Below are 22434 nucleotides of genomic sequence, written 5' to 3'. Positions count from 1 at the left end.
GCCTCGCCGATCGGCTCGTCCAGCAGGCGGGGCGGCGCCAGGGCTTCGCCCGCAGGCCGAGCCCTGGCCGCCGTGCGGGGCCGGCGCCGTCAGGAGCCGGTGGTCGGCAGGGGCAGGAACAGGTCGGCGTACATGCCTGCGGACAGGAGCAGGCCCAGGCCGCCCAGTACGGCTCCGGCCAGGGCCACCGCGCGCACCCACAGGGGGCGGTGCGGAGAAGTGAGCAGCACGACGAGGCCCGTGATCAGGGCGAGGACGGCGAACAGGCCGTTGACGACGGCCGTGGTGTGCCAGGCGTCCCCGTAGATCTCGGAGATCTGCTGGGCGGGCGAGCCGCTCTGGGAGGTACCGATCTGGCCGATGAGCGTCTCCCGCTCGGCGGCGACCCGGCCCACCCAGGTGCCGGTGAGGGAGGCGATGCCCAGTGCCGTGGCGACGACGGCCGCCGCCCCGGCGCGGATGCCGGGGGCCGCGGCGGTGTCCCGGTCGGCGGCTTCGGGCGCGGCCGGGTCCTCAAGGCCCTGGGCGGCCTCGGGCGCGTGCTCGTCGTCGTACGGGTGCTGGTCGTCCTGCGGGTCGGCGGCGGCCTCGGCAGCGGCCTCGGTGGTCTTCGTCGTCGTGGGGTTCATGCGCGGCACGCTAGGTGCCGTATCTGAGAGTCCCCTTAACGCGGCCCCTCAGCTCCCGGTCGGCCCCTCGGCGCCCGCTCCGCCGCCCTGCTCGCGCCACTCGGGTGCCAGCACGGACCAGACCTCCATGTCGTGCCGTACGCCCCGGTAGGGGTAGCTCTCGCGCAGCACGCCCTCCTTGATCATGCCGAGGCGCTTGGCGACGTTGACGCTCGCGGTGTTCGCCGACGAGACCAGCCATTCCACGCGGTGCATACCGCGCTCGTTCACCACCCAGTCGATCATCACCCGGGCCGCGCGGGTGACCAGTCCCCGGCCGGCCGCCGAGGGCTCCAGCCAGCAGCCCGCCTCGCAGGTGCCGGCGGCGGTGTCCATGACCCGCAGGAGGACCCCGCCGACCAGGGTGCCGTCCCGCCAGATGCCGTAGATGCGGCCCGTGTCGGCGGCCGCCTTGTCGGCGTACGACTGGAGGAAGGCCCGCGCCGAGGCCAGATCGGTGCAGACGGTCGGAAGGGCGACGTACTGCCCGATGTACTCCCTGCCCCGATCCATGTGGGCCAGGTACTCCTCGGCCTGCCACGGCTCCAGTGGCCTCAGCTCGGCTCCGTCATCGCCCAGGGATATCGCGAACACCGTCGTCGCCCTCCGCGGTTATGGCACGAGCTGCTCGTCGTCGCTCGCGCGCTGCCACGGGATCTTCGCACGGGAGGCGTCGCGGGACTCGGGAGTTTCGATGCTGATGCGCGGCAGGACGCGGTCCAGCCAGCCGGGCAGCCACCAGTTGGCGCCGCCGAGCATGTGCATCAGGGCCGGGACCAGGAGCGTACGCAGGACGAACGCGTCCAGGGCGACGGCGGCCGCCAGTCCGATGCCGAACATCGCGATGACCCGGTCCCCGGAGAGCACGAACGCGAGGAAGACGGCGATCATGATGACCGCGGCGGAGTTGATGACCCGGCTGGTCTCGGCGAGGCCGACCCGTACGGCCCGCCGGTTGTCGCCGGTCTCCAGCCACTCCTCGTACATCCGGCTGACCAGGAAGACCTGGTAGTCCATGGACAGTCCGAACAGGACGGACACCGCTATCACGGGCAGGAAGGGTTCGATGGGACCCGCCCGGCCGAGGCCGAGCAGTTCGCTGCCCCAGCCCCACTGGAAGATCGCGACGACGACTCCGAAGGCGGAGGCGACGGCGGCGACGTTCATCGCGGCGGCCTTCAGGGGGATCCCGATCGAGCGGAAGGCGAGCAGGAGCAGCAGACAGCCGAGCGCGATGACGACACCGACGAAGAGCGGCAGTTTGCCGATGATGACCTGGGCGAAGTCGTCGTACCCGGCCGTTATGCCACCGACGTACACATCGAGGGACGTGCCGTGCTCGGCGGTGGGCAGGACGTCGTCGCGCAGCCGCTCGACCAGTTCGCTGGTCTGCTGGGACTGCGGGGCGGAGTCCGGTACGACGGTGAGGACGGCCGTGTCGCCGCCGCCGCTGTAGGTGACGGGGCCGACGGACTCGACGCCCTTGGTGGCGCGCAGCGCGTCGGGGAGCGTGGTCAGGGCGAGCCGGTCGTCGGCGCCGTCGAGCTCGGCGACGAGGGTGAGGGGGCCGTTGACGCCCGGCCCGAAACCGTCGGCGAGCAGGTCGTACGCCTTGCGGGTGGTGGTGGTGGCCGGGTTGTTGCCCTGGTCGGAGGTGCCCAGGTGGAGGCCCAGGGTGGGCAGCGCCAGGACCAGCATGACGACGGCGGCGACCGCGCCCAGCAGCTTGGGGTGGCGCTCGACGAACGCGGACCAGCGCGCGGCGAAGCCGGTCGGCAGCTCGGGCTGCGGGCCGTGCTCGGTGAGCCGGGCGCGCTCGCGGCGCGACAGGGCGCGCATGCCGATGAAGGAGAGCAGCGCGGGCAGCAGCGTCACGGACGCGGCGACGGTCAGGACGACGGTGAGGGAGGCCGCGATGGCGACGCCGTTGAGGAAGCCGAGCCGCAGTATCAGCATGCCGAGCAGCGCGATGCAGACGGTCGCGCCGGCGAAGACGACGGCCCGGCCGGTGGTGGCGACGGCGTTCTGGGCCGCTTCGGCGACCGGGAGGCCGCGTTTGAGGCCCTTGCGGTGCCTGGTGACGATGAACAGCGCGTAGTCGATGCCGACGCCGAGGCCGATGAGCATGCCCAGCATGGGGGCGAAGTCGGCGACGGTCATCACGTGGCCGAGCAGCGCGATGCCCGCGTAGGCGGTGCCGACGCTGACGAGGGCGGTGGCGATCGGCAGGAGGCTGGCGGCGAGCGAGCCGAAGGCGAGGAACAGGACGACGGCGGCGACGGCCACGCCGACGATCTCGGCGGTGTGGGAGCTGGGCGCCTCGGTGGACGCGACGGCGCTGCCGCCGAGCTCCACCTGGACGCCGTCGCCGGCGGCGGCCTTCGCGGTGTCCACGAGGGCCTTCGCCTGGGCCGCGGGGATGTGGTCGGCCTGCCGGTCGAAGGTGACCGTGGCGTAGGCGGTGCGCCCGTCCTCGCTGATCTGCCCGGGCGCGGAGCTCTGGGATGCCGGCGCGTCGGCGGCCCGTCCTCCAGCCGGCTGTCCGTGCCGCCCCTGAGCGGCCTGTCCCTGGGCCGCCTGCTCCTGGGCGGCGTCCGTGGCACCGTCGTAGGGGCCGGTGACGGCGGCGATGCCGGGGAGCTCGGCGACGTCGTCGAGCATCGCGGTCATACGCTGCTCGACGCCGGCCGCCCGGACGCTGCCCTGTTCCGTATGCCAGACGATGGTGTCGCTGTCGCCGCCCTGGCCCCGGAAGTTCTCCTCCAGGAGCGTGGCGGCGCGGCCGGACTCGGTGCCGGGGACTTCGTAGTCGTTGGAGTACGCGGAACCGGCGATACCGGCCGCCGCCGTGACGCCGACCAAGGCCAGGAGCCAGAGGAGGACGGCGGCGAGGCGGTGCGTGATGCACCACCGGGCGATGGCTGCCAACAGGTTTGCTCCCTGAGTGGTTCGTGGTCTTTATCGGGAACTGCCCGTAAAGATCTCATGACCTACGTACAGCCACTCTGTCAGCCCAACGAGATCAATTGTCCGTTTCGTGGCGATACTCACAGCCCGTCGGACACGGCGTGTGGGACCCGGGCCAAAGGGCCCGGGCCCCTCCGCACCTGTTGGTCGTCAGCCGGAGACGCTCGCGCGGCCGTTCTCGATGTGGCCCATCAGGCGGCGCCGGAAGCCGTCCGGGGCGGTGACCTCGACGTCGTACCAGCCGTGCGCGTCGGCGGCCGAGTGCACGACGGTACGGCTGCGGCCGGCCTTGACGGTGACCTGCCGGGTCCAGTCGCCGAGGTCCGCCTCGTCGACGTAGCCGAGCGGGCGGACGGTGAAGGTGAGCGGGCCGTCGCCGGTGTTCTTCAGCGTGAGGTGCAGGTCACGGTCGCGCGGGTCGAGGCGCGAGGTGACCTCGGCGCCGCCCGCGGCCTTGCCGGCGAACTCGCGGCGGAAGCCGTTGGGGCCGGTGATCGTGAAACGGTACGCGCCACGGGTAAGGGGCACCCTCCATTGCGCCGTGCCCCTTACATCCTGGTGCTGGGGGACGGCGAACTCACCCGCGTACGGATAGAGGGCGAAGTGCGCGCTCGCCCTGCCGGTGTTGCTGAGCGCGACGGTCATCGTGCCGTCCTCGATACGGCCGTAGGCGTCCGGCTGGTACGGCAGCGGCCGCGCGGGCCGCGTGCCGGGCTCCTGGACGGGCATGTGCTGCACGAGCGGCGGCTGGGGGCGCCAGCGCCCGGTGAACGGCGGGATGGCCCCCGGCCGCTCCACCTCCGGCTGCGGGCGGCCGCGCCGGAAATCGAACGCCGAGGTCAGGTCGCCGGTGACCTGGCGCCGCCACGCCGTGATGTTGGGCTCCTCGATGCCGGTCCAGGTCTCCAGGAAACGGATCACGGAGGTGTGGTCGAAGACCTCGGAGCAGACGTGGCCGCCGACCGTCCAGGGCGAGACGACGAGCAGCGGCACGCGGATGCCGAGTCCGGTGGGCAGGCCCTTCCACCGTTCGTCGGTGTTGCCCGCGGGCGGCACAGGCGGCGGGACATGGTCGAAGAAGCCGTCGTTCTCGTCATAGTTGATCAGGACGACGGTGTGCCGCCAGACCTCCGGGTGGGCGCCGAGAGCGTCCAGCACCTTGTAGACGAGGGTGGCGGAGGCGATCGGGGAGGACGAGCCGGGGTGCTCGGAGTCGATCGCGGACGGCACGAGGTAGGAGACCTCCGGCAGCGTGCCGGCGGCCACGTCGGCCCGGAAGTGGTCGGCGAGCCTGCCGGTCTCCACCCGGCGCAGCCCGCGCTCGAAGAGCGAGCGCTCATCCGTGGTGAGGGTCGCGACGCCCTCCTCCAGGGACGCCAGCAGCTTCGCCCGCTCGGCGGCGTCGTCGCTCTCGCGCACGGCCGCGTAGAACGACTCCATGTAGGTGTGGCCGCCGGTCCTGGCCAGGGCCTTGCGCGCGATCTTCTTGAAGGTGGTGAAGAACTCGATGTTGTTGTCGGTGAAGTTCTCCCACTCCGTGTACGTCTTCCAGGTCCGCCCCGCCTTCTCCAGGCGCTCGGCGTAGGTCGGCCACGGGTAGCCGGGGTGGGTCCCCTCCGCGTACGCGGCGTTGGTGACCGCGCGGCTGCCGTCGGCCTCGTAGCCGGTCCATCCGGACCACAGATGGTTGCGGTTGGGGCTCGTGGAGGTGTGGATGGAGGAGTGGTACGCGTCGCAGATGGTGAACGTGTCGGCGAGCTCGTAGTGCAGCGGGAGGTCACGGCGGTCGTAGTACGCCATCGTCGCGGCCGTCTTGGCGGAGACCCAGCCGTCCATCCACCCGTCGCGCCAGGCCTTGGCGCCGCCGCCCCAGGAGTGGTCGAGGTCGCCGATGTACTGGAGGTCCTTCTTCTGCGTCTCGGCGGCGTCGCGGACGGGGAAGGGCAGTACGGTGCGGCCGAGCGGGCCCGGCTGCTCGAAGACGGCCTTGCCGGAGGGCAGTTGGACGGCGTTGCGGTCACCGAATCCGCGTACGCCGCGCAGGGTGCCGAAGTAGTGATCGAAGGAACGGTTCTCCTGCATCAGGATCACCACGTGCTTGACCGCCCGCAGCCCGCCGGAGGGCGGCCCGGCGGCCATGGCCGCCCGCAGCGAGGGCGGCAGCAGCGACCCGGCCGCGGCGGCGCCGAGGACGCCTCCGCCCAGCGCGAGCATCCTTCTGCGCGACATGTCCGGGGCACCGGCGCCCTTCGGCGCGTGGCCCTGCGAGTTCTCCGGTGACAAGCGCGACCTCCCGTCGACGGCCAATGGTTCGCTTGCGCTCCATTGGGTGGTACGGGCGGGACGGTAGTGAGAGCGGGTGTCGACGGAAAGGCCTGGCGACGACCGCACGGTGAATGTCCAAGGGGCGCGGCGAAGAGTCCAAGCGCTTTCCGGCCGTTTCGGGCACGGGCCCCGGCTGCGGGCAGCGGGCCCGGCACGCGGCGGGTGGGCGGCGTGGCCGGTACTCGCCAGGCGCGCATGGTCGCCGCCGCAGCGGGCACAAGCATCACGCATCCCCCCACGGGACAGCGCCCGAACCCCGGGCCCCGGACCCCGCCACCACTCCCCCCTCGGTGGCGGGGTCCTCCTCTGGAATACCGCGACGGACGTGCATAGGTGCGCGAAGACGGGTACCCGCAAGCACGATCGACGTGCGCGGCGGTTCACCGCCGCGCCGCAGTCAAGTAGCGAGGAGGCGCTGATGAGCACGGTGAAGGAAGCCGTCGAGGTCGAGGTTCCCGTCCACACCGCCTACAACCAGTGGACCATGTTCGAGGAATTCCCCCACTTCATGGAGGGCGTCGAGGAGGTCAGGCAGGTCGACGACCGGCACAACCACTGGACCACCAAGATCGGTGGGGTACGGCGCGAGTTCGACACCGAGATCATCGACCAGCTGCCCGACGAGCGGGTCGCCTGGAGGACCATCAGCGGCGACACCAAGCAGAAGGGCGTGGTCAGCTTCCAGTCCCTGGACGACACGCACACGCGCGTGGAGCTGGTGATGGACGTCGAGCCGAGCGGCGTGGCGGAGAAGGCCGCCGACGCGACCGGCATGATCGACCGGCGCGTCAAGGGCGACCTCCAGCGGTTCAAGGAGTACATCGAGCGCCAGGGCGGCGAATCCGGTGGCTGGCGCGGCCGGATCAGGCCGGGCGACGTCTGAGTCGTCGGCGCGCCCGCGACCACTTCTCCGGCGGCCGCCGAGCACACGAGGCATCCAGCCGCAGGGCCGGCGAGCATCCAGCCGCAGGGCCGCGGCCGCAGGGCCTCGGAGCCACGGCCCCGGAGCATGGCTCGGCCCCCGTACCCGGAACGATCCCGGGGTACGGGGGCCGAGCCATGGCGTTATTCCTGCACGCCGAGCCGCTCAAGGATGAGCTCGCGCACGCGCGCCGCGTCCGCCTGGCCTCGGGTGGCCTTCATGACCGCGCCCACCAGGGCGCCGGCCGCGGCCACCTTGCCGCCACGGATCTTGTCCGCGATGGCGGCGTTCGCGGCGATCGCCTCGTCCACGGCAGCGCCGAGCGCGCCCTCGTCGGAGACGACCTTCAGGCCGCGCTTCTCCACGACCGTGTCCGGATCGCCCTCACCGGCGAGCACACCCTCGATGACCTGCCGGGCCAGCTTGTCGTTGAGGTCGCCGGAGGCGACGAGCTCGGTGACCCGGGCCACCTGCGCCGGGGTGATGGGCAGCGCGTCCAGCGGCGTACCGGACTCGTTGGCGTTGCGCGCCAGTTCGCCCATCCACCACTTGCGGGCCTGGTCGGCCGGGGCGCCCGCCTCGGTCGTGGCGACGATCAGGTCGACCGCGCCCGCGTTGAGGATGGACTGCATGTCGTGCTCGGAGATGCCCCACTCCTCGCGCAGCCGGTTGCGGCGCACGCGCGGCAGCTCCGGCAGCGAGGCGCGCAGCTCCTCGACCCACTCACGGGACGGCGCGACCGGCACGAGGTCGGGCTCCGGGAAGTACCGGTAGTCCTCCGCCTCCTCCTTCACGCGGCCCGACGTCGTGGAGCCGGTGTCCTCGTGGAAGTGGCGGGTCTCCTGGATGACCGTGCCGCCCGCGTTCAGCACACCGGCGTGGCGGCTGATCTCGAACCGCACGGCCCGCTCCACGGAACGCAGCGAGTTGACGTTCTTCGTCTCCGAGCGCGTACCGAACTTCTCGATGCCGTGCGGGCGCAGCGACAGGTTGACGTCGCAGCGCATCTGGCCCATCTCCATACGGGCCTCGGAGACGCCGAGCGCCTTGATGAGCTCGCGCAGCTCGGCGACGTACGCCTTGGCGACCTCGGGGGCGCGCTCGCCGGCGCCGGTGATCGGCTTGGTGACGATCTCGATCAGCGGGATGCCGGCGCGGTTGTAGTCCAGCAGGGAGTGGGACGCGCCGTGGATACGGCCGGTGGCGCCACCGACGTGCGTCGACTTGCCGGTGTCCTCCTCCATGTGGGCGCGCTCGATCTCCACACGGAAGACCTCGCCGTCCTCCAGCTGGACGTCCAGATAGCCGTTGAAGGCGATCGGCTCGTCGTACTGGGAGGTCTGGAAGTTCTTCGGCATGTCCGGATAGAAGTAGTTCTTCCGGGCGAAGCGGCACCATTCGGCGATCTCGCAGTTGAGCGCGAGGCCGATCTTGATGGCGGACTCGACGGCGGTGGCGTTGACCACCGGCAGGGAGCCCGGCATGCCGAGGCAGGTGGGGCAGGTCTGCGAGTTGGGCTCGGCGCCCAGCTCGGTGGAGCAGCCGCAGAACATCTTGGTGAGGGTGCCGAGTTCGACGTGCACCTCAAGACCCATGACGGGGTCGTAGGCGGCGAGGGCGTCCTCGTACGACACCTGCTCAGTAATGACGGTCACGGTGAAACTTTCCCTCTCAGCCGAACAGGACGTCGTCGTCGCCGACGCGCTTGAGCTCGCGCACCAGGATGGCGAGGCCGGTCGCGATGGCGGCGGCGGACACGACGGCGTCCAGCAGCAGAAGCGTGTCGCTCTCGGTGCGGGCCTTGCGGGCCTGCTTGATGATGCTGAGGGCACCGAACGCGGTGGTGCCGATGGACAGGTACGTGCCGGCCCTCGACTTCTTGAAGCCCTTGGCCTTGGTCAGTGCGCTCACAGCGACCCTCCGTTCGGTCCTCCGCCCGCGCGGCGCAGAGGTGCGGCTTTCGTCGTCGTCTGCGGCCCGGCGGCCGCGCGTGCGTCCCTCACAGTGAAGGAGCCTCCTCCAGCAGCGGGTGGCCCCAGCGTGCCACGAAGGCCGCTTCGACGGCCGCACCGACCTGGTACAGGCGGTCGTCCTTCAGGGCGGGGGCGATGATCTGGAGGCCGACCGGAAGGCCGTCCTCCGGCGCGAGGCCGCAGGGCAGCGACATAGCGGCGTTTCCGGCCAGGTTGGTCGGGATGGTGCACAGGTCCGCGAGGTACATCGCCATCGGGTCGTCGGCGCGCTCGCCGATCGGGAAGGCGGTGGTGGGCGTGGTCGGCGAAACGATCACGTCGACCTGCTCGAAGGCCTTCTCGAAGTCCCGCGTGATGAGGGTGCGGACCTTCTGCGCGGAGCCGTAGTACGCGTCGTAGTAGCCGGAGCTGAGCGCGTACGTGCCGAGCATGACGCGGCGCTTGACCTCGTCGCCGAAGCCGGCCTCGCGGGTGAGCGCGGTGACCTCCTCGGCCGAGCGCGTGCCGTCGTCACCGACCCGCAGGCCGTAGCGCAGGCCGTCGAACCGGGCGAGGTTCGAGGAGCACTCGGACGGCGCGATCAGGTAGTACGCGGAGAGCGCGAGGTCGAAGGACGGGCAGTCCAGCTCGACGATCTCGGCGCCCAGCTCCTTGAGCAGCTCGACGGACTCGTCGAACCGCTGCAGGACGCCGGCCTGGTAGCCCTCGCCGCGGAACTGCTTGACCACGCCGACGCGCATGCCCTGTACGGAGCCGTTGCGCGCCGCCTCGACGACCGGCGGGACCGGCGCGTCGATGGACGTGGAGTCGAGCGGGTCGTGGCCGGCGATGACCTCGTGCAGCAGCGCCGCGTCGAGGACGGTGCGGGCGCACGGCCCGCCCTGGTCGAGGGAGCTGGAGAACGCGACCATGCCGTAGCGGGAGACGCCGCCGTACGTCGGCTTGACGCCGACCGTGCCGGTGACGGCGGCGGGCTGGCGGATGGAGCCGCCGGTGTCCGTGCCGATGGCGAGCGGCGCCGCGTACGAGGCGAGGGCGGCGCTCGATCCGCCGCCGGAGCCGCCGGGGATCTTGGTGAGGTCCCAGGGGTTGCCGGTGGGGCCGTAGGCGCTGTTCTCGGTGGAGGACCCCATGGCGAACTCGTCCATGTTGGTCTTGCCGAGGATGACGACGTCGGCGGCCCTGAGCTTGCGGGTGACGGTCGCGTCGTACGGCGGGATCCAGCCCTCCAGGATCTTGGAGCCGACGGTGGTCGGCATGTCCCGGGTGGTGAAGATGTCCTTCAGCGCGAGCGGCACACCGGCGAGCGGGCCGAGCTTCTCGCCCCTGGCCCGCTTCTCGTCCACGGCGCGGGCCTGAGCGAGGGCGCCTTCGCGGTCGACGTGCAGGAAGGCGTGGACCTTCTCGTCGACGGCGTCGATCCGGGCCAGGTGGGCCTCGGTGACCTCGACGGCGGTGAGCTCGCCGGAGGCGATCTTCTCCGCGATCTCGGCGGCGGTGAGCCTGATGATGTCCACCATGGTCTTAGTCCTCCCCCAGGATCTGCGGCACCTTGAAACGCTGCTGCTCCTGCGCCGGGGCGCCGGAGAGCGCCTGCTCGGGGGTGAGCGACGGACGGACCTCGTCCGCGCGCATGACGTTGGTCAGCGGCAGCGGGTGGGACGTCGGGGGCACGTCTTGGTCGGCGACCTCGGAGACGCGGGCGACCGCGCCGATGATGTCGTCGAGCTGTCCGGCGAAGTGGTCGAGCTCTTCGGCCTTCAGCTCAAGACGTGCCAGCCGGGCGAGGTGAGCGACCTCCTCGCGCGTGATGCCAGGCATGCGGCGATCCTCAGGGGTGAGTGTTGGTTTTGGCCCAATCCTATGGGGCCGCGCCGTGTGCCCGTGAAACGGTTTGCGCGGGGCGGGCGCGGGCGGCGCGCGGGGCGGCTGCCCCGCCCGGTCCGCCCGCGCGAAACCGGCGCGGAAACCGGCGCCGAAACCGGGCCCCGAAGGGCGCCGAAGGGGGCCGTTCCGGCGCCGTACACCGGCGACTACCCGGCGACTACCCAGCCACTGCCGGGCGCCTACGGGACGACCTGGTTGGCGTCCTTGGGGGCGGCGGGCAGTTCCGGGGTCGGGCGGTGCCAGCCGGCCACGCCGCGGGCGCGGAGCCAGGCCGTCGCCTCGGCGGGCGGCATCGCGGCGGCGACCAGCCAGCCCTGGACCGCGTCGCAGCCCAGGTCCCGCAGGCGCTCCCACGTCTCGTCGTCCTCGACGCCCTCGGCGACCACGAGGAGGCCGAGCGAGTGGGCCAGGTCGACGGTGCAGCGGACGATCTCGGCGTCCTCGTTGTCGATGGCGAGGCGGGCCACGAACGAGCGGTCGATCTTCAGCTCGCTCACCGGGAGGCGCCGCAGGTGGACCAGGGACGAGTAGCCGGTGCCGAAGTCGTCCAGCGACATCTTCACCCCGTGCCCGGTCAGCCCGGCCAACGTGTCCGCGGCGCGCTGCGGGTCCTCCAACAGGACGTGTTCCGTTATCTCCAGCTGGAGGGCGCCCGCCGGGACCCCGTGGCGGGCCAGCCGCGCGGCGACCGCGCCCGCGAAGCCGGGGGTGTGGACGTCGCGCGGGGAGACGTTCACGGCGACGGGGACCTTCAGGCCCTGCGCGCGCCACTTCGCCACCTGGGCGAGCGCCGTCTCCAGGACGTACTCCGTGAGGTGGGGCATCAGCCCGGAGGACTCGGCGATCGCGATGAACTCGTCCGGCGGGACCTTCCCGCGCTCCGGGTGCACCCAGCGCACCAGCGCCTCCAGGCCGGCCACGTGCCCGTCGAAGCGGACCTTGGGCTGGTAGTGCAGCTCGACGTCGCCGGCGTCCAGGGCGCGCCGCAGGTCGCCGAGCAGCCCGAGCCGGTCGGGGGTGTTGGAGTCCCGCTTCGACTCGTACACCTCGACGCCCGTGCGGTCCCGCTTGGCCTGGTACATGGCGACGTCGGCGCGCTGGAGCAGCCCCTCGGCGTCCAGCGCGTGGTCGGGGAAGACCGCGACGCCCGCGCTGGCCTCCAGGACGAGGGTGAGCCCGTCGAGGTCGAGGGGCGAGGAGAGGTCGGCGGCGAGCTGGCGGGCCACGCGCTGGGCGCTGGTGGTGGAGTCGGCGACCGGCAGCAGTACGGCGAACTCGTCGCCGCCCAGCCGGGCCGCCTCCGCCCCGCGCGGCAGGGCGAGCCTCAGCCGGTCGGCGATCTGGAGCAGCAGGCGGTCGCCCGCCAGATGCCCGAGCGTGTCATTGACCGATCGGAAACGGTCGAGGTCGATCAGGACGAGCGCCGCGCGGACGCCCTCGCCCTCCGCCTCCTCCAGGGCGGACCAGGTCCGCTCCAGCAGCCACTGCCGGTTGGGCAGCCCCGTCAGCGGGTCGCGCAGCTGTTCCTCGGCGCGGGCGCGGGCGATCCACAGGGTGGAGTCGAGCGCGATCAACGGTACGGCGAACAGCGGCAGCACCACCGGCAGCGAGACGGCGACGACGCAGATCAACGGCGCGATGCCGAGCAGTGCGACGGCCACCAGCCCCTGCCGCAGGAGCGCGGTGCGCGCGGCGGTGGGCAGCCCGCCGCTCTGCGGCGCCAGCGTGTACCACAGGATCAGCCGGGTCGCCACCAGATAGGCCCCGGCGGCCAGGGCCACTTCCGGGACGGCCTCGATACCCCATTCGAGGGGCCGCCACGGCCGTTCGACCGTCGGTACGTCCCCGAAGGCGGCCAGGACCAGCGCCGCCGCCCCGATGCCGAGGATGTCCGCCGCGCCGTGCAGCAGCCCCTGCCGCCAGCGGTGCCGCCGCGCCACGCCGACCAGGACGACGACGGCGAGGCTGACAAGTCCCGCCGGCACCCATCCGTACAGCAGCAGGACGGCGAGCGTGAGGGCGGCGCCGGAACCCGTGCCGCCCCACCAGCGGTCGCGGCCGAGCGCGACCAGATGGCCGACGACGATGCCGGTGAGCAGGGCGAGCGACCAGCCCGTGGTGGAGCCGGGGAACAGCGCGTGCTGCTCGCGCAGGGCGCCGTAGAGCCCCGTGACGAGGACGAAGGCGGCGACGGCCACCACGACGGTGGGCAGCCTGGTAGCGATGCCCGCGTAGGCCACGTACGCACGCGGCCGTGAGACCGGGGCGGCACTCTCGGTCGGTTTCATTCCGTCCCTCTCACAGCCGGCGGTGCCGTTGCCACGCGATGGTCCGTTGTCGTGCCACCACGACTGGCTTTCTTCCCCAACCTCGTCAACCTCTTCGAGCAGGGGATACCCCGACGCAGCCGTGCACAACAGGCGCCGCCTCAACAGTAGGCCGCAGAAGGCTCCGACGGGCACCGCTCTAGAGGTCTTGCCCGAATGAGACCCAGCCACCCTTATCCATCTGGTATGCGCTGAACGGGTGACCTTCCATCCCCCGTTCCCCGCCCTACTGTTCGGCCGGGACAGCCGCCTCCCGCGCCGCCTCCGGGCCCTGTTCAAGCAGCACACGGAAGCCGTTCTCGTCCAGAACCGGAACCTTCAGCTGCATCGCCTTGTCGTACTTGGAGCCGGGGTTGTCACCCACAACTACGAACGCGGTTTTCTTCGAAACGGAACCGGTCACTTTCGCTCCGCGGCTCTGGAGCGCTTCTTTTGCGCCATCCCTGGTGAAGTCCTGCAGGGTGCCGGTGACGACGACGGTGAGTCCTTCCAGCGGACGCGGCCCTTCGTCCTCGCCGGTGCTCTCCTCCTCCATCCGCACCCCGGCCGCCCGCCACTTGCGCAGGATCTCCCGGTGCCAGTCCTCCTCGAACCACTGCTTGACGGAGGCCGCGATGGTCGGGCCCACGCCCTCGGCGGCCGCCAACTCCTCCTGCGTGGCCTGCTCGATGCGGTCGATCGACCGGAACTCGCGCGCCAGTGCCTCGGCCGCCACCGGCCCGACATGGCGGATCGACAGCCCGGTGATGATCCGTGCCAGCGGCCGCTGCTTGGCCGCCCGGATGTTCTCCAGCATCGCCAGGGCGTTCTTGCGCGGCTCGCCCTGCTGGTTGGCGAAGACCGTGACGACCTTCTCCTCGCCCGTCTTGGGATCGCGCTTGGGCAGGCCGCTGTCCTGGTCCAGGACGTACGCTTTGATGGGCAGCAGCTTCTCGATCGTGAGGTCGAACAGGTCGCCCTCGTCCACCAGCGGGGGCTCGGCCGGCTCCAGCGGCTTGGTCAGGGCCGCCGCCGCCACATAGCCGAAGTTCTCGATGTCGAGGCACTTGCGCCCCGCGAGGTAGAAGAGCCGCTCCCGCAACTGCGCCGGGCACGTACGGCTGTTCGGGCAGCGCAGGTCGACGTCGCCCTCCTTCATCGGCCGCAGCGGCGTTCCGCACTCCGGGCACTCGGACGGCATCACGAACTCCCGCTCGGTGCCGTCCCGCAGGTCCACCACCGGACCGAGGATCTCCGGGATGACGTCACCGGCCTTGCGCAGCACCACCGTGTCACCGATGAGCACGCCCTTGGCCTTCACCACCTCCTGGTTGTGGAGGGTGGCGAACTCGACCTCGGAGCCCGCGACCGTGACCGGCTCCACCTGCGCGTACGGCGTCACCCTGCCCGTCCGGCCCACCCCCACCCGGATGTCGATCAGCTTGGTGTTGACCTCCTCCGGCGCGTACTTCCATGCGATCGCCCAGCGCGGCGCCCGCGAGGTGGAACCGAGCCGCCCCTGGAGCGGGATCTCGTCCAGCTTGACGACCACGCCGTCGATCTCGTGCTCCACCGAGTGCCGGTGCTCGCCGAAGTACGCGATGAACTCCCGTACGCCGTCGATGTCGTCGACCACCTTGTTGTGCCGGGCGGTCGGCAGGCCCCACTCGCGCAGCAGCCCGTACGCCTCGGACAGGCGGGTGATCTCCAGGCCCTCCCGGGCGCCGATGCCGTGCACCACCATGTGCAGCGGGCGCGTGGCGGTGACCTTCGGGTCCTTCTGGCGCAGCGAACCGGCCGCCGCGTTGCGCGGGTTGGCGAACGGCTTGTCACCGGCCTCCACCAGGCGGGCGTTGAGCTCCTCGAACTTGTCCATCGGGAAGTAGACCTCGCCGCGGATCTCGACGAACTCCGGGATCCGGTCGCCCTTCAGCCGGTCCGGGACGTCGGCGATCGTGCGGACGTTGGGCGTGATGTCCTCGCCCGTGCGGCCGTCGCCACGGGTCGCCGCGCGCGTGAGACGGCCCTTCTCATACGTCAGGTTCACGGCCAGGCCGTCGACCTTGAGCTCGCACAGGAAGTGATAGCCGGAGGTGCCGACGTCCTTGGCGACCCGGTCCGCCCACGCCACCAGCTCCGCCTCGTCGAAGGCGTTGTCCAGCGACAGCATCCGCTCGCGGTGCTGGACGGCCGTGAACTCCGTCTCGTACGACCCCGCGACCTTCTGGGTCGGCGAGTCGGGCGTACGCAGCTCCGGATACTGCTCCTCCAGGGCCTCCAGCGAGCGCAGCAGCCGGTCGAACTCGGCATCGCTGATGACCGGCTGGTCCTTGACGTAGTACCGGAAGCGGTGCTCCTCGACCTGCTCGGCCAGCTGCGCGTGCTGCTCCCGTGCCTCCGCCGGCACGACATCCTGCTGTTCGACAGCCACCGTCATTCCTCCCGTTACTGACGTCACTCAGGGTTGTCCGCGAGCGATCTCGCCGCCTTGACGCAGTGGGCGAGCGCCGAGCGGGCATACGCGGGCGAAGCGCCCGCCAGCCCGCACGTCGGGGTGATCACCAGCGACTCGGCGAGAGTCCCCGGATCCAGCCCCAGCCTGCGCCACAACGTCCTGACACCCATGACGCTACCGGCAGGGTCCGACAATGGGCCGTCCGTGGACCCCACCACGCCCGCGAACAGCTTCGTACCGCCCTCGACCGCCTCACCGAGCTGCTCCTCGTCACGCTCCGTGAGCAGTCCGAAATCGAACGAAACGCCCGCCGCGCCCGCCCGCCGCAGCAGCGCGAACGGCACGTCCGGCGCGCACGAGTGCACGATCACCGGCCCGCCCGAGGAGGTGTGCGCGGCCATCACGTCCCGCAGCGCGCTCTCCACGGCCTGGCGGTCCACCGCCCGGTACGTCCGGTACCCGCTCGCGGTCCTGACCTGCCCGCGCAGCACGGCGGTCAGGGACGGCTCGTCGAGCTGGAGCACCACCCGCGCGCCCGGCACCCGCCGCCGCACCTCCGCGAGGTGCGCCCGCAGCCCCTCGGCCAGCGAGGCCGTCAGGTCCCGGCAGGCGCCCGGGTCGCCGAGCGCCGCCTCGCCGCCCCGCAGCTCCAGGGCGGCGGCCAGCGTCCACGGCCCCACCGCCTGGACCTTCAGCGGGCCCTGGTACCCCTGGGTGAACTCCTCCAGCGCGTCGAGGTCCTCCCGCATCCACGACCTGGCCCGCCGTGTGTCACGCCCGGGCCGGTCGCTGACCCGCCAGCCGCTCGGCTCGACGTGCGCGTACATCTCCACGAGCAGCCCGATGGTCCGCCCGATCATGTCGGCGCCGGGGCCGCGCGCGGGCAGCTCCACCAGGTGCGGGAAGTCCTCGAAGGTCCCGGTGACGGTCCGGGCGGCCTCCCGCGCGTCACCGCCCGGCATGGACCCGACCCCGGTGGCCGGGCCCCAGCTGAAGTCGTCGTTGTCGCTCACCCGGGAAGCGTACGCGGCGCTTCTAGCGTCCCGGTCGCACCGTCAGGTCGTTGATCTCCGCGTCACGCGGCAGGTCGATGGCCGTCAGGATCACCGTCGCGACCGACTCGGGGTCGATCCAGCGCGCGGCGTCGTACTGCTTGCCCTCCTGCTGGTGGACCTTGGCCTGCATGGGGCTGGCCGTACGGCCCGGGTAGACGGAGGTGACGCGTACGCCGTTGCCGTGCTCCTCCTGGCGCAGCGAGTCGGCCAGGGCCTTCAGGCCGTGCTTGGAGGCCGCGTACGCGGACCATTCGGCGTGGGCGTTGAGGCCGGCGCCCGAGTTGACGAAGACGACGTGCCCCTGGGAGAGCCGCAGTTGCGGCAGGAGCAGCCGGGTGAGCTCGGCGGGCGCGATCAGGTTCACGTCGAGCTGGTGGCGCCAGGTCTTGGTGGTCAGGTCGCCGACCCGGCCGAGGTCGACGACGCCCGCGATGTGCAGCAGCGAGTCGAGCCGGTCCGGGACGGACTGGTGGGAGAAGGCCCAGGAGAGCCGGTCGGGGGTGGCGAGGTCGCCGACGAGGGTGCGGGCGCCGGGATAGGTGTCCGCCAGCTCCTTGGCGCGCCCGGCGTCGCGGGCCAGCAGGACGAGGTCGTCGCCCCGCTCGTGCAGCCGGCGCGCGACGGCCGCGCCGATGCCGGAACCTGCTCCGGTGATCATGTGGGTAGCCATAAGGGCCATGCTCGCATCAAGGGGCGCCACCCGGCCCCGGCGCCTTCCTTCAGGCCGTCGTGGAAACCGGCCGCCTTCAGCGGCACGACCGGCTCGGTGGCGGGGAATCCGGCGCCGTGGGCGGCTGTTGTGCCGGTCATGACCTCAGGACACCGCATCACCGTCGAGCCCGGCACCGACCACGTACGCGTGGTCCACGACGGGAAGCTGATCGCGGAGAGCAGCCGGCCGCTGCTGCTGCGCGAGACGGGCTGCCCCGTGCGTTACTACCTGCCGGCGGAGGACGTACGGATGGAGCTGCTGACCGCGTCCGACACGCACACGTACTGCCCCTTCAAGGGCACCGCGTCCTACTGGTCCCTGCCCGGCGCGAAGGACGCCGCGTGGGCGTACCCCGACCCCAAGCCGGAGGTCGCCGCCATCGGCAACCACCTCTGTTTCTACGGAGCAGAGGTGGTGGAGCGGTGACTCAGGCGCTGACCGCGGCCCTGCGGGTCGTCGTCGCGATCGTGGCCGAGCCGACCACGCGGGTGCCGTCGTAGAGGACGATCGCCTGGCCGGGGGCCACGCCGCGGACCGGTTCGGCGAAGGTGACGCGCAGTTCGCCGTCCTCCAGCCAGGCGGTTACGGGGGTCTCCCCGCCGTGGGCGCGGAGCTGGGCCGTGTACGTGCCCGGGCCGGAGGGGGCCGTGCCGCACCAGCGGGGCTTGATCGCGGTCAGGCCGGTGACGTCCAGGGCTTCGGCAGGGCCCACCGTGACGGTGTTGTTCACGGGCGAGATGTCCAGGACGTAGCGCGGCTTGCCGTCCGGGGCCGGGTGGCCGATGCGCAGGCCCTTGCGCTGGCCGATGGTGAAGCCGTACGCGCCCTCGTGCGTACCGATCCTGGCGCCGGACTCGTCGACGATGTCGCCCTCCGCCTTGCCCAGGCGGGAGGCCAGGAAGCCCTGGGTGTCACCGTCGGCGATGAAGCAGATGTCGTGGCTGTCGGGCTTCTTGGCGACGGCCAGGCCCCGCCGCTCCGCCTCGGCGCGGATCTCGTCCTTGGTGGTGAGGGTGTCGCCCAGCGGGAACATCGCGTGCGCGAGCTGCTTCTCGTCCAGGACACCCAGGACGTACGACTGGTCCTTGGCCATGTCGCTCGCCCGGTGCAGCTCGCGGCTGCCGTCCTCGCGGACCACGACGGTGGCGTAGTGGCCGGTGCACACGGCGTCGAAGCCCAGGGCCAGCGCCTTGTCCAGGAGCGCCGCGAACTTGATCTTCTCGTTGCAGCGCAGGCACGGGTTGGGGGTGCGGCCCGCTTCGTACTCGGCCACGAAGTCCTCGACCACGTCCTCGCGGAACCGCTCGGCCAGGTCCCACACGTAGAACGGGATGCCGATCACATCGGCCGCGCGGCGGGCGTCGCGCGAGTCCTCGATGGTGCAGCAGCCGCGCGCGCCGGTGCGGAAGGACTGCGGGTTCGCCGAGAGGGCCAGGTGCACCCCGGTGACGTCGTGCCCGGCTTCGGCGGCACGGGCGGCGGCGACGGCGGAGTCCACGCCGCCGGACATGGCGGCGAGCACACGGAGGGGGCGCTGGGAAGTCTGAGTCATAGCCCTACCAGGGTACGGGCCCCGGGAACCTTGGTCGCGTGGGTATGCGTTGACGATCACATGGGCGAGAAAAAGCGGGGGATCGGCCGGCGCGCGGTGCTGATCGGCGGCGGGGCGGCCGTGGTGGGCGGGGCGGTCCTGGCGCGGGACGAGCTGCGGCGCGCCTGGTACCGGGTGCCGGGGGTGGAGAAGGACCGCGTGGCGGGCCGGCTGGACCATCCGGGCGCTGTGTGGACGGCGGCGTCCCCGGCCAACTGGCGGCTCGCGGACCGCCCGGCGGACTTCACCATCGACCGGGTCGTCATCCATGTCGTCCAGGGCAGCTTCCCGACCGCGCTGAAGGTGTTCAAGGACCCGGGGCACGGTGCGGCCACGCACTACGTCGTACGCAAGGACGGGCACATCGCGCAGATGATCCGCGAGCTGGACGTGGCGTTCCACGCGGGCGACCGGGCGATGAACGAGCGCAGCATCGGCATCGAGCACGAGGGGTTCGTTGACCGGCCGCAGGACTTCACGGACGCCATGTACGCGTCGTCGGCGCGGCTGACGGCCGGAATATGCGCGCGGTACGGCATACCGGTGGACCGGGAGCACATCATCGGCCATGTGGAGGTGGAGGGCACCGACCACACGGATCCGGGGCCGCACTGGGACTGGGACCGGTACATACGGCTCGTACGGTCGGCTCCCGCGCCGACGAAGAACGGCGGGAACGGCGAGACGGCGCGGACGACCGCTAGCTGAGGCCCGCCGTGCGGGCGCGTGCCACGGCCGGGCCGATCGCCTTCGCGACGGCCTCGACGTCCGCGCGCGTGGAGGTGTGGCCGAGTGTGAAGCGCAGCGTGCCGCGGGCGAGGTCCGGGTCGGTGCCGGTGGCCAGCAGGACGTGGCTGGGCTGGGCGACGCCGGCGGTGCAGGCGGAGCCGGTGGAGCACTCGATGCCCTGGGCGTCCAGGAGCAGCAGCAGCGAGTCGCCCTCGCAGCCGGGGAAGGTGAAGTGGGCGTTGGCCGGGAGGCGGCCCGCGGGGTCGGGGTCGCCGCCGAGGAGGGCGTCCGGGACAGCCGCCCGGACGGCGTCGGCCAGTTCGTCGCGCAGGGCGCCGATCTCGCGGGCGAACCGCTCGCGGCGCTCGGCGGCGAGCCGTCCCGCGACCGCGAAGGCCGCGACGGCGGGCACGTCGAGGGTGCCGGAGCGGACGTGGCGCTCCTGGCCGCCGCCGTGCAGCACCGGGACGGGGCTGTACTCACGGCCCAGCAGCAGTGCGCCGATCCCGTAGGGCCCGCCGATCTTGTGGCCGGAAACCGTCATGGCGGCCAGGCCGGAAGCGGCGAAGTCGACCGGGACCTGGCCGAAGGCCTGGACGGCGTCGGCGTGCAGCGGCACGTCGAACTCGCGCGCCACGTCGGCCAGTTCGCGTACCGGCATGACGGTGCCGATCTCGTTGTTGGCCCACATGACCGTGGCGAGGGCGACGTCGGCCGGTTCCCGCTCGATGGCCTCGCGCAGCGCGTCGGGGTGGACGCGCCCGTACGCGTCGACGGGCAGGTACTCGACGGTGGCGCCCTCGTGCTCGCCGAGCCAGTGCACGGCGTCCAGGACGGCGTGGTGCTCGACCGGGCTGGCCAGCACCCGGACGCGGCGCGGGTCGGCGTTCCGGCGGGCCCAGTACAGGCCCTTGACGGCGAGGTTGTCCGCCTCGGTGCCGCCGGAGGTGAGGACCACCTCGCTGGGGCGCGCCCCGAGGGCCTCCGCGAGGGTCTCGCGGGCCTCCTCGACGGTACGGCGGGCCCGGCGGCCGGCGGCGTGCAGCGAGGAGGCGTTGCCCGTCACGGCGAGCTGGACGGTCATCGCCTCGATCGCCTCCGGCAGCATCGGAGTGGTAGCGGCGTGGTCGAGGTAAGCCATGGTGACCCGATTCTACGAGTCCCCTGGTCGCGGAGGTTCAGCGCCGTACCGGCCGTATCCGCCGCCGTACCGTGCGAAGCCGGTCGGGTGACCGTCAGGCGAAGCTCCAGGACACGGTGCCGTCGAGCGTGACCAGGGTGGCGAGCACGATGAGATCGGCGATGCCGAGCCCCAGGCCGAGCAGGGCGCGGCCGCGGCGCGCGGTGCCGCGCCGCAGGGCGATGACGGCGAGACCGATGGCGATCGGCCCGAGGAGGATGTTCATCACCAGCAGCCCCACCAGTCCCAGGACGAACGCGGCGACGGCCATCCCGTCCGCGTCACGCAGACCGGTACGGGGGCGCGGGGTGGACAGGGCACGTTCCATGACGGGCTCCTCAGCGGTGCTGTCGTTAGCGGTGCTGTCGTTAGCGGTGCTGTCGTTCCCGGATGGTGAAGATCGCCAGCCATGCGGCGATGGCGATGGCCGCGACGAGGCTGACGGGGACCGGCACATGAGCCACGGTCCCGAGCAGGACGCCCAGCATGAGCAGGGCGGCGACGATGAAGAACATCGGAAGACCTCCCTCGGTCTCTCGGATCTCTCCGGTCTCTCGGTCTCTCCGGTCTGTCCGGTCTGTCGGGTCCGTCCGGTCTCTTACTGCCGGTACTTCCACGACACCGCGGGCCTCGGCGTCGCCCTTGTCGACGAGGCCCCGGGCAGCCTGCACGGCACGATCCGTACGACCCTGACCGCGACGGGCGACAGCGAGGAACGTGCCGCCGCCACGGTCGAGTTGATCGGCCGGCTCGTGGGCGAGTACCCCGCCCACGCCGGTTTCATCGCACCAGAGCCCATGGCGGGACTGACGCGGGGGCCGTCAACCCCGTGGGGCGCGGGCGAGTTGGCGGGACTGGGCGACGAGCCGGTCGGCGCTGTCCCAGACTTCGGCGTCCTCCTCCAGGAAACCGCCGGCCAGGTTACGGGTGGTGATGGAGACCCGCAGCGGACCCGGGGCGGGGCGGCAGCGTATGTGGGTGGTGAGCTCCACGGTCGGGGTCCAGCCCTTGAGGCCCAGCTCGAAGGAGGTCGGCGGCAGGGCGTCGACGGTGAGCAGCAGGGACAGCGGGTCGGGGTCGCGGCCGTCCGCCAGGCCGAACCAGCCGCGCATCTCGCCCTTGCCGGACGGGGCGCCCACGGCCCAGCCGAGCGTGGTGGGGTCGAGTTTGATGTCCAGGCGCTCGGTGATGGCGGACGAGCCGGGGATGGGCGCCGGGCTGTCGGACGGGCCGAGGCAGTGCTCGCGCGGCGGGATGGCGGGCGGCTTGGCGGTCGTCCGGACGTCGTCCGGGAGGGAGTCGAGGTCTCCGTAGGAGGCGAGGACCCGGATGCGCTCGACCTCGGTGCCGTCCTCCGCGTACTGCGAGAGCGACGCCTGACCGGTGGAGAGCGTGCGGCCGGTGCGGACCGTCTCGGTCCGGATCACCGCGGGGCCGGGTACGGACGGCGTCAGGTAGTGCGCCGATATCGTGAACGGGTCCGGGTGCGGCAGCGCGTCGCCGAGTGCGCGGCCGAGCAGGGCGAGCAGGTAGCCGCCATTGACGGCCTGGATGATCGTCCAGCCGGCGGAGAGCTCCGCGTCGTAGACGCCGGGCTCGCGGAGGGTCACCGCGGTGTCGCGGTCGAACTCGCTGTCCATGGGCGGAACGGTACAACAGCCAAC

At 71.9% G+C, this 22434-nt stretch carries 20 protein-coding genes; 3 read left to right on the top strand and 17 right to left on the bottom strand.

Annotated features, from left to right (window positions below):
• Positions 1-89: 89 nt before the first annotated feature.
• The 4 genes from QWM81_RS18540 to QWM81_RS18525 all read right to left on the bottom strand — a co-directional run bounded on the left by QWM81_RS18540 (position 90) and on the right by QWM81_RS18525 (position 5864).
• Positions 90-629, bottom strand: a complete 540-nt coding sequence (locus QWM81_RS18540; RefSeq protein ID WP_290113181.1) for a hypothetical protein — start codon at positions 627-629, stop codon at positions 90-92.
• Between the two features lie 48 nt (positions 630-677).
• Entirely contained in the window at positions 678-1262 is a 585-nt protein-coding gene (locus QWM81_RS18535) for a GNAT family N-acetyltransferase (protein ID WP_290113180.1), read from the bottom strand.
• A gap of 18 nt (positions 1263-1280) precedes the next feature.
• A complete protein-coding gene (locus QWM81_RS18530; RefSeq protein ID WP_290113179.1) occupies positions 1281-3596 on the bottom strand; it encodes an MMPL family transporter in 2316 nt (771 codons plus the stop codon).
• 189 nt (positions 3597-3785) lie between these two features.
• Entirely contained in the window at positions 3786-5864 is a 2079-nt protein-coding gene (locus tag QWM81_RS18525) for a phosphocholine-specific phospholipase C (protein ID WP_290113198.1), read from the bottom strand.
• Between the two features lie 514 nt (positions 5865-6378).
• Between QWM81_RS18525 and QWM81_RS18520 the strand changes: the two genes are divergently transcribed.
• Positions 6379-6843 carry an SRPBCC family protein gene (locus QWM81_RS18520; RefSeq protein ID WP_290113178.1) on the top strand — a complete coding sequence of 155 codons (465 nt, stop codon included), beginning with the start codon at positions 6379-6381 and terminating at the stop codon, positions 6841-6843.
• A gap of 182 nt (positions 6844-7025) precedes the next feature.
• Here the strand turns inward: QWM81_RS18520 and gatB are convergent, their stop codons facing one another.
• From gatB to QWM81_RS18480, 8 genes are all read right to left on the bottom strand, one after another.
• On the bottom strand, positions 7026-8537 hold the full coding sequence (gene gatB / locus QWM81_RS18515; RefSeq protein WP_290113176.1) for an Asp-tRNA(Asn)/Glu-tRNA(Gln) amidotransferase subunit GatB: 1512 nt from the start codon (positions 8535-8537) through the stop codon (positions 7026-7028).
• A 16-nt stretch (positions 8538-8553) separates the two neighbouring features.
• Positions 8554-8793 carry a hypothetical protein gene (locus QWM81_RS18510; RefSeq protein ID WP_290113174.1) on the bottom strand — a complete coding sequence of 80 codons (240 nt, stop codon included), beginning with the start codon at positions 8791-8793 and terminating at the stop codon, positions 8554-8556.
• Between the two features lie 88 nt (positions 8794-8881).
• Positions 8882-10375, bottom strand: coding sequence for an Asp-tRNA(Asn)/Glu-tRNA(Gln) amidotransferase subunit GatA (gene gatA, locus QWM81_RS18505; protein ID WP_290113173.1), 1494 nt, complete (start codon positions 10373-10375; stop codon positions 8882-8884).
• A gap of 4 nt (positions 10376-10379) precedes the next feature.
• Entirely contained in the window at positions 10380-10676 is a 297-nt protein-coding gene (gene gatC / locus QWM81_RS18500) for an Asp-tRNA(Asn)/Glu-tRNA(Gln) amidotransferase subunit GatC (protein WP_010984178.1), read from the bottom strand.
• Between the two features lie 245 nt (positions 10677-10921).
• Positions 10922-13030 (bottom strand): putative bifunctional diguanylate cyclase/phosphodiesterase, encoded by a 2109-nt coding sequence (locus QWM81_RS18495; RefSeq protein WP_290113172.1) that lies wholly within the window; start codon positions 13028-13030, stop codon positions 10922-10924.
• A gap of 265 nt (positions 13031-13295) precedes the next feature.
• Positions 13296-15485, bottom strand: a complete 2190-nt coding sequence (gene ligA, locus QWM81_RS18490) for an NAD-dependent DNA ligase LigA (RefSeq protein ID WP_435372393.1) — start codon at positions 15483-15485, stop codon at positions 13296-13298.
• A 17-nt stretch (positions 15486-15502) separates the two neighbouring features.
• Positions 15503-16516, bottom strand: coding sequence for a methionine synthase (locus QWM81_RS18485; RefSeq protein ID WP_290113170.1), 1014 nt, complete (start codon positions 16514-16516; stop codon positions 15503-15505).
• Between the two features lie 22 nt (positions 16517-16538).
• Positions 16539-17237, bottom strand: a complete 699-nt coding sequence (locus QWM81_RS18480) for an SDR family oxidoreductase (RefSeq protein ID WP_290113169.1) — start codon at positions 17235-17237, stop codon at positions 16539-16541.
• Between the two features lie 129 nt (positions 17238-17366).
• Here QWM81_RS18480 and QWM81_RS18475 point away from each other — a divergent pair, with 129 nt between their 5' ends.
• On the top strand, positions 17367-17696 hold the full coding sequence (locus QWM81_RS18475; RefSeq protein ID WP_290113168.1) for a DUF427 domain-containing protein: 330 nt from the start codon (positions 17367-17369) through the stop codon (positions 17694-17696).
• A gap of 1 nt (position 17697) precedes the next feature.
• On the opposite strand, the gene mnmA is transcribed toward QWM81_RS18475, so the two are convergent.
• The gene (mnmA, locus tag QWM81_RS18470; RefSeq protein ID WP_290113167.1) at positions 17698-18822 is read right to left on the bottom strand and encodes a tRNA 2-thiouridine(34) synthase MnmA; all 1125 of its coding nucleotides are present in this window, start codon (positions 18820-18822) and stop codon (positions 17698-17700) included.
• A gap of 60 nt (positions 18823-18882) precedes the next feature.
• On the opposite strand from mnmA, the gene QWM81_RS18465 reads away from it, so the two are divergent.
• Positions 18883-19569 carry an N-acetylmuramoyl-L-alanine amidase gene (locus tag QWM81_RS18465; RefSeq protein WP_290113166.1) on the top strand — a complete coding sequence of 229 codons (687 nt, stop codon included), beginning with the start codon at positions 18883-18885 and terminating at the stop codon, positions 19567-19569.
• Here the strand turns inward: QWM81_RS18465 and QWM81_RS18460 are convergent.
• From QWM81_RS18460 to QWM81_RS18445, 4 genes are all read right to left on the bottom strand, one after another.
• Positions 19562-20731, bottom strand: a complete 1170-nt coding sequence (locus QWM81_RS18460) for a cysteine desulfurase family protein (RefSeq protein ID WP_290113165.1) — start codon at positions 20729-20731, stop codon at positions 19562-19564. The two genes, QWM81_RS18465 and QWM81_RS18460, sit on opposite strands and share 8 nt — an antisense overlap.
• 94 nt (positions 20732-20825) lie before the next feature.
• Entirely contained in the window at positions 20826-21098 is a 273-nt protein-coding gene (locus QWM81_RS18455; protein WP_290113164.1) for a DUF4190 domain-containing protein, read from the bottom strand.
• Between the two features lie 40 nt (positions 21099-21138).
• On the bottom strand, positions 21139-21285 hold the full coding sequence (locus QWM81_RS18450; RefSeq protein WP_290113163.1) for a hypothetical protein: 147 nt from the start codon (positions 21283-21285) through the stop codon (positions 21139-21141).
• A gap of 306 nt (positions 21286-21591) precedes the next feature.
• Entirely contained in the window at positions 21592-22410 is an 819-nt protein-coding gene (locus QWM81_RS18445) for a thioesterase family protein (RefSeq protein ID WP_290113162.1), read from the bottom strand.
• Positions 22411-22434 lie beyond the last annotated feature (24 nt).

This window comes from Streptomyces ficellus, assembly GCF_030406405.1.
Lineage (GTDB): Bacteria > Actinomycetota > Actinomycetes > Streptomycetales > Streptomycetaceae > Streptomyces > Streptomyces ficellus_B.
This window is presented reverse-complemented; position numbering and strand designations above follow the sequence as displayed.

What these genes read in the sequence shown, in the direction of transcription:
- gatC (WP_010984178.1), bottom strand. Translation starts at nt 10,676, where the DNA reads ATGCCTGGCATCACGCGCGAGGAGGTCGCTCACCTCGCCCGGCTGGCA.
- QWM81_RS18450 (WP_290113163.1), bottom strand. Translation starts at nt 21,285, where the DNA reads ATGTTCTTCATCGTCGCCGCCCTGCTCATGCTGGGCGTCCTGCTCGGG.
- QWM81_RS18540 (WP_290113181.1), bottom strand. Translation starts at nt 629, where the DNA reads ATGAACCCCACGACGACGAAGACCACCGAGGCCGCTGCCGAGGCCGCC.
- QWM81_RS18480 (WP_290113169.1), bottom strand. Translation starts at nt 17,237, where the DNA reads ATGGCCCTTATGGCTACCCACATGATCACCGGAGCAGGTTCCGGCATC.
- gatA (WP_290113173.1), bottom strand. Translation starts at nt 10,375, where the DNA reads ATGGTGGACATCATCAGGCTCACCGCCGCCGAGATCGCGGAGAAGATC.
- QWM81_RS18475 (WP_290113168.1), top strand. Translation starts at nt 17,367, where the DNA reads ATGACCTCAGGACACCGCATCACCGTCGAGCCCGGCACCGACCACGTA.
- QWM81_RS18520 (WP_290113178.1), top strand. Translation starts at nt 6,379, where the DNA reads ATGAGCACGGTGAAGGAAGCCGTCGAGGTCGAGGTTCCCGTCCACACC.
- ligA (WP_435372393.1), bottom strand. Translation starts at nt 15,485, where the DNA reads ATGACGGTGGCTGTCGAACAGCAGGATGTCGTGCCGGCGGAGGCACGG.
- QWM81_RS18525 (WP_290113198.1), bottom strand. Translation starts at nt 5,864, where the DNA reads ATGTCGCGCAGAAGGATGCTCGCGCTGGGCGGAGGCGTCCTCGGCGCC.
- QWM81_RS18445 (WP_290113162.1), bottom strand. Translation starts at nt 22,410, where the DNA reads ATGGACAGCGAGTTCGACCGCGACACCGCGGTGACCCTCCGCGAGCCC.
- mnmA (WP_290113167.1), bottom strand. Translation starts at nt 18,822, where the DNA reads ATGACTCAGACTTCCCAGCGCCCCCTCCGTGTGCTCGCCGCCATGTCC.
- QWM81_RS18460 (WP_290113165.1), bottom strand. Translation starts at nt 20,731, where the DNA reads ATGGCTTACCTCGACCACGCCGCTACCACTCCGATGCTGCCGGAGGCG.
- QWM81_RS18455 (WP_290113164.1), bottom strand. Translation starts at nt 21,098, where the DNA reads ATGGAACGTGCCCTGTCCACCCCGCGCCCCCGTACCGGTCTGCGTGAC.
- QWM81_RS18465 (WP_290113166.1), top strand. Translation starts at nt 18,883, where the DNA reads ATGGGCGAGAAAAAGCGGGGGATCGGCCGGCGCGCGGTGCTGATCGGC.
- QWM81_RS18495 (WP_290113172.1), bottom strand. Translation starts at nt 13,030, where the DNA reads ATGAAACCGACCGAGAGTGCCGCCCCGGTCTCACGGCCGCGTGCGTAC.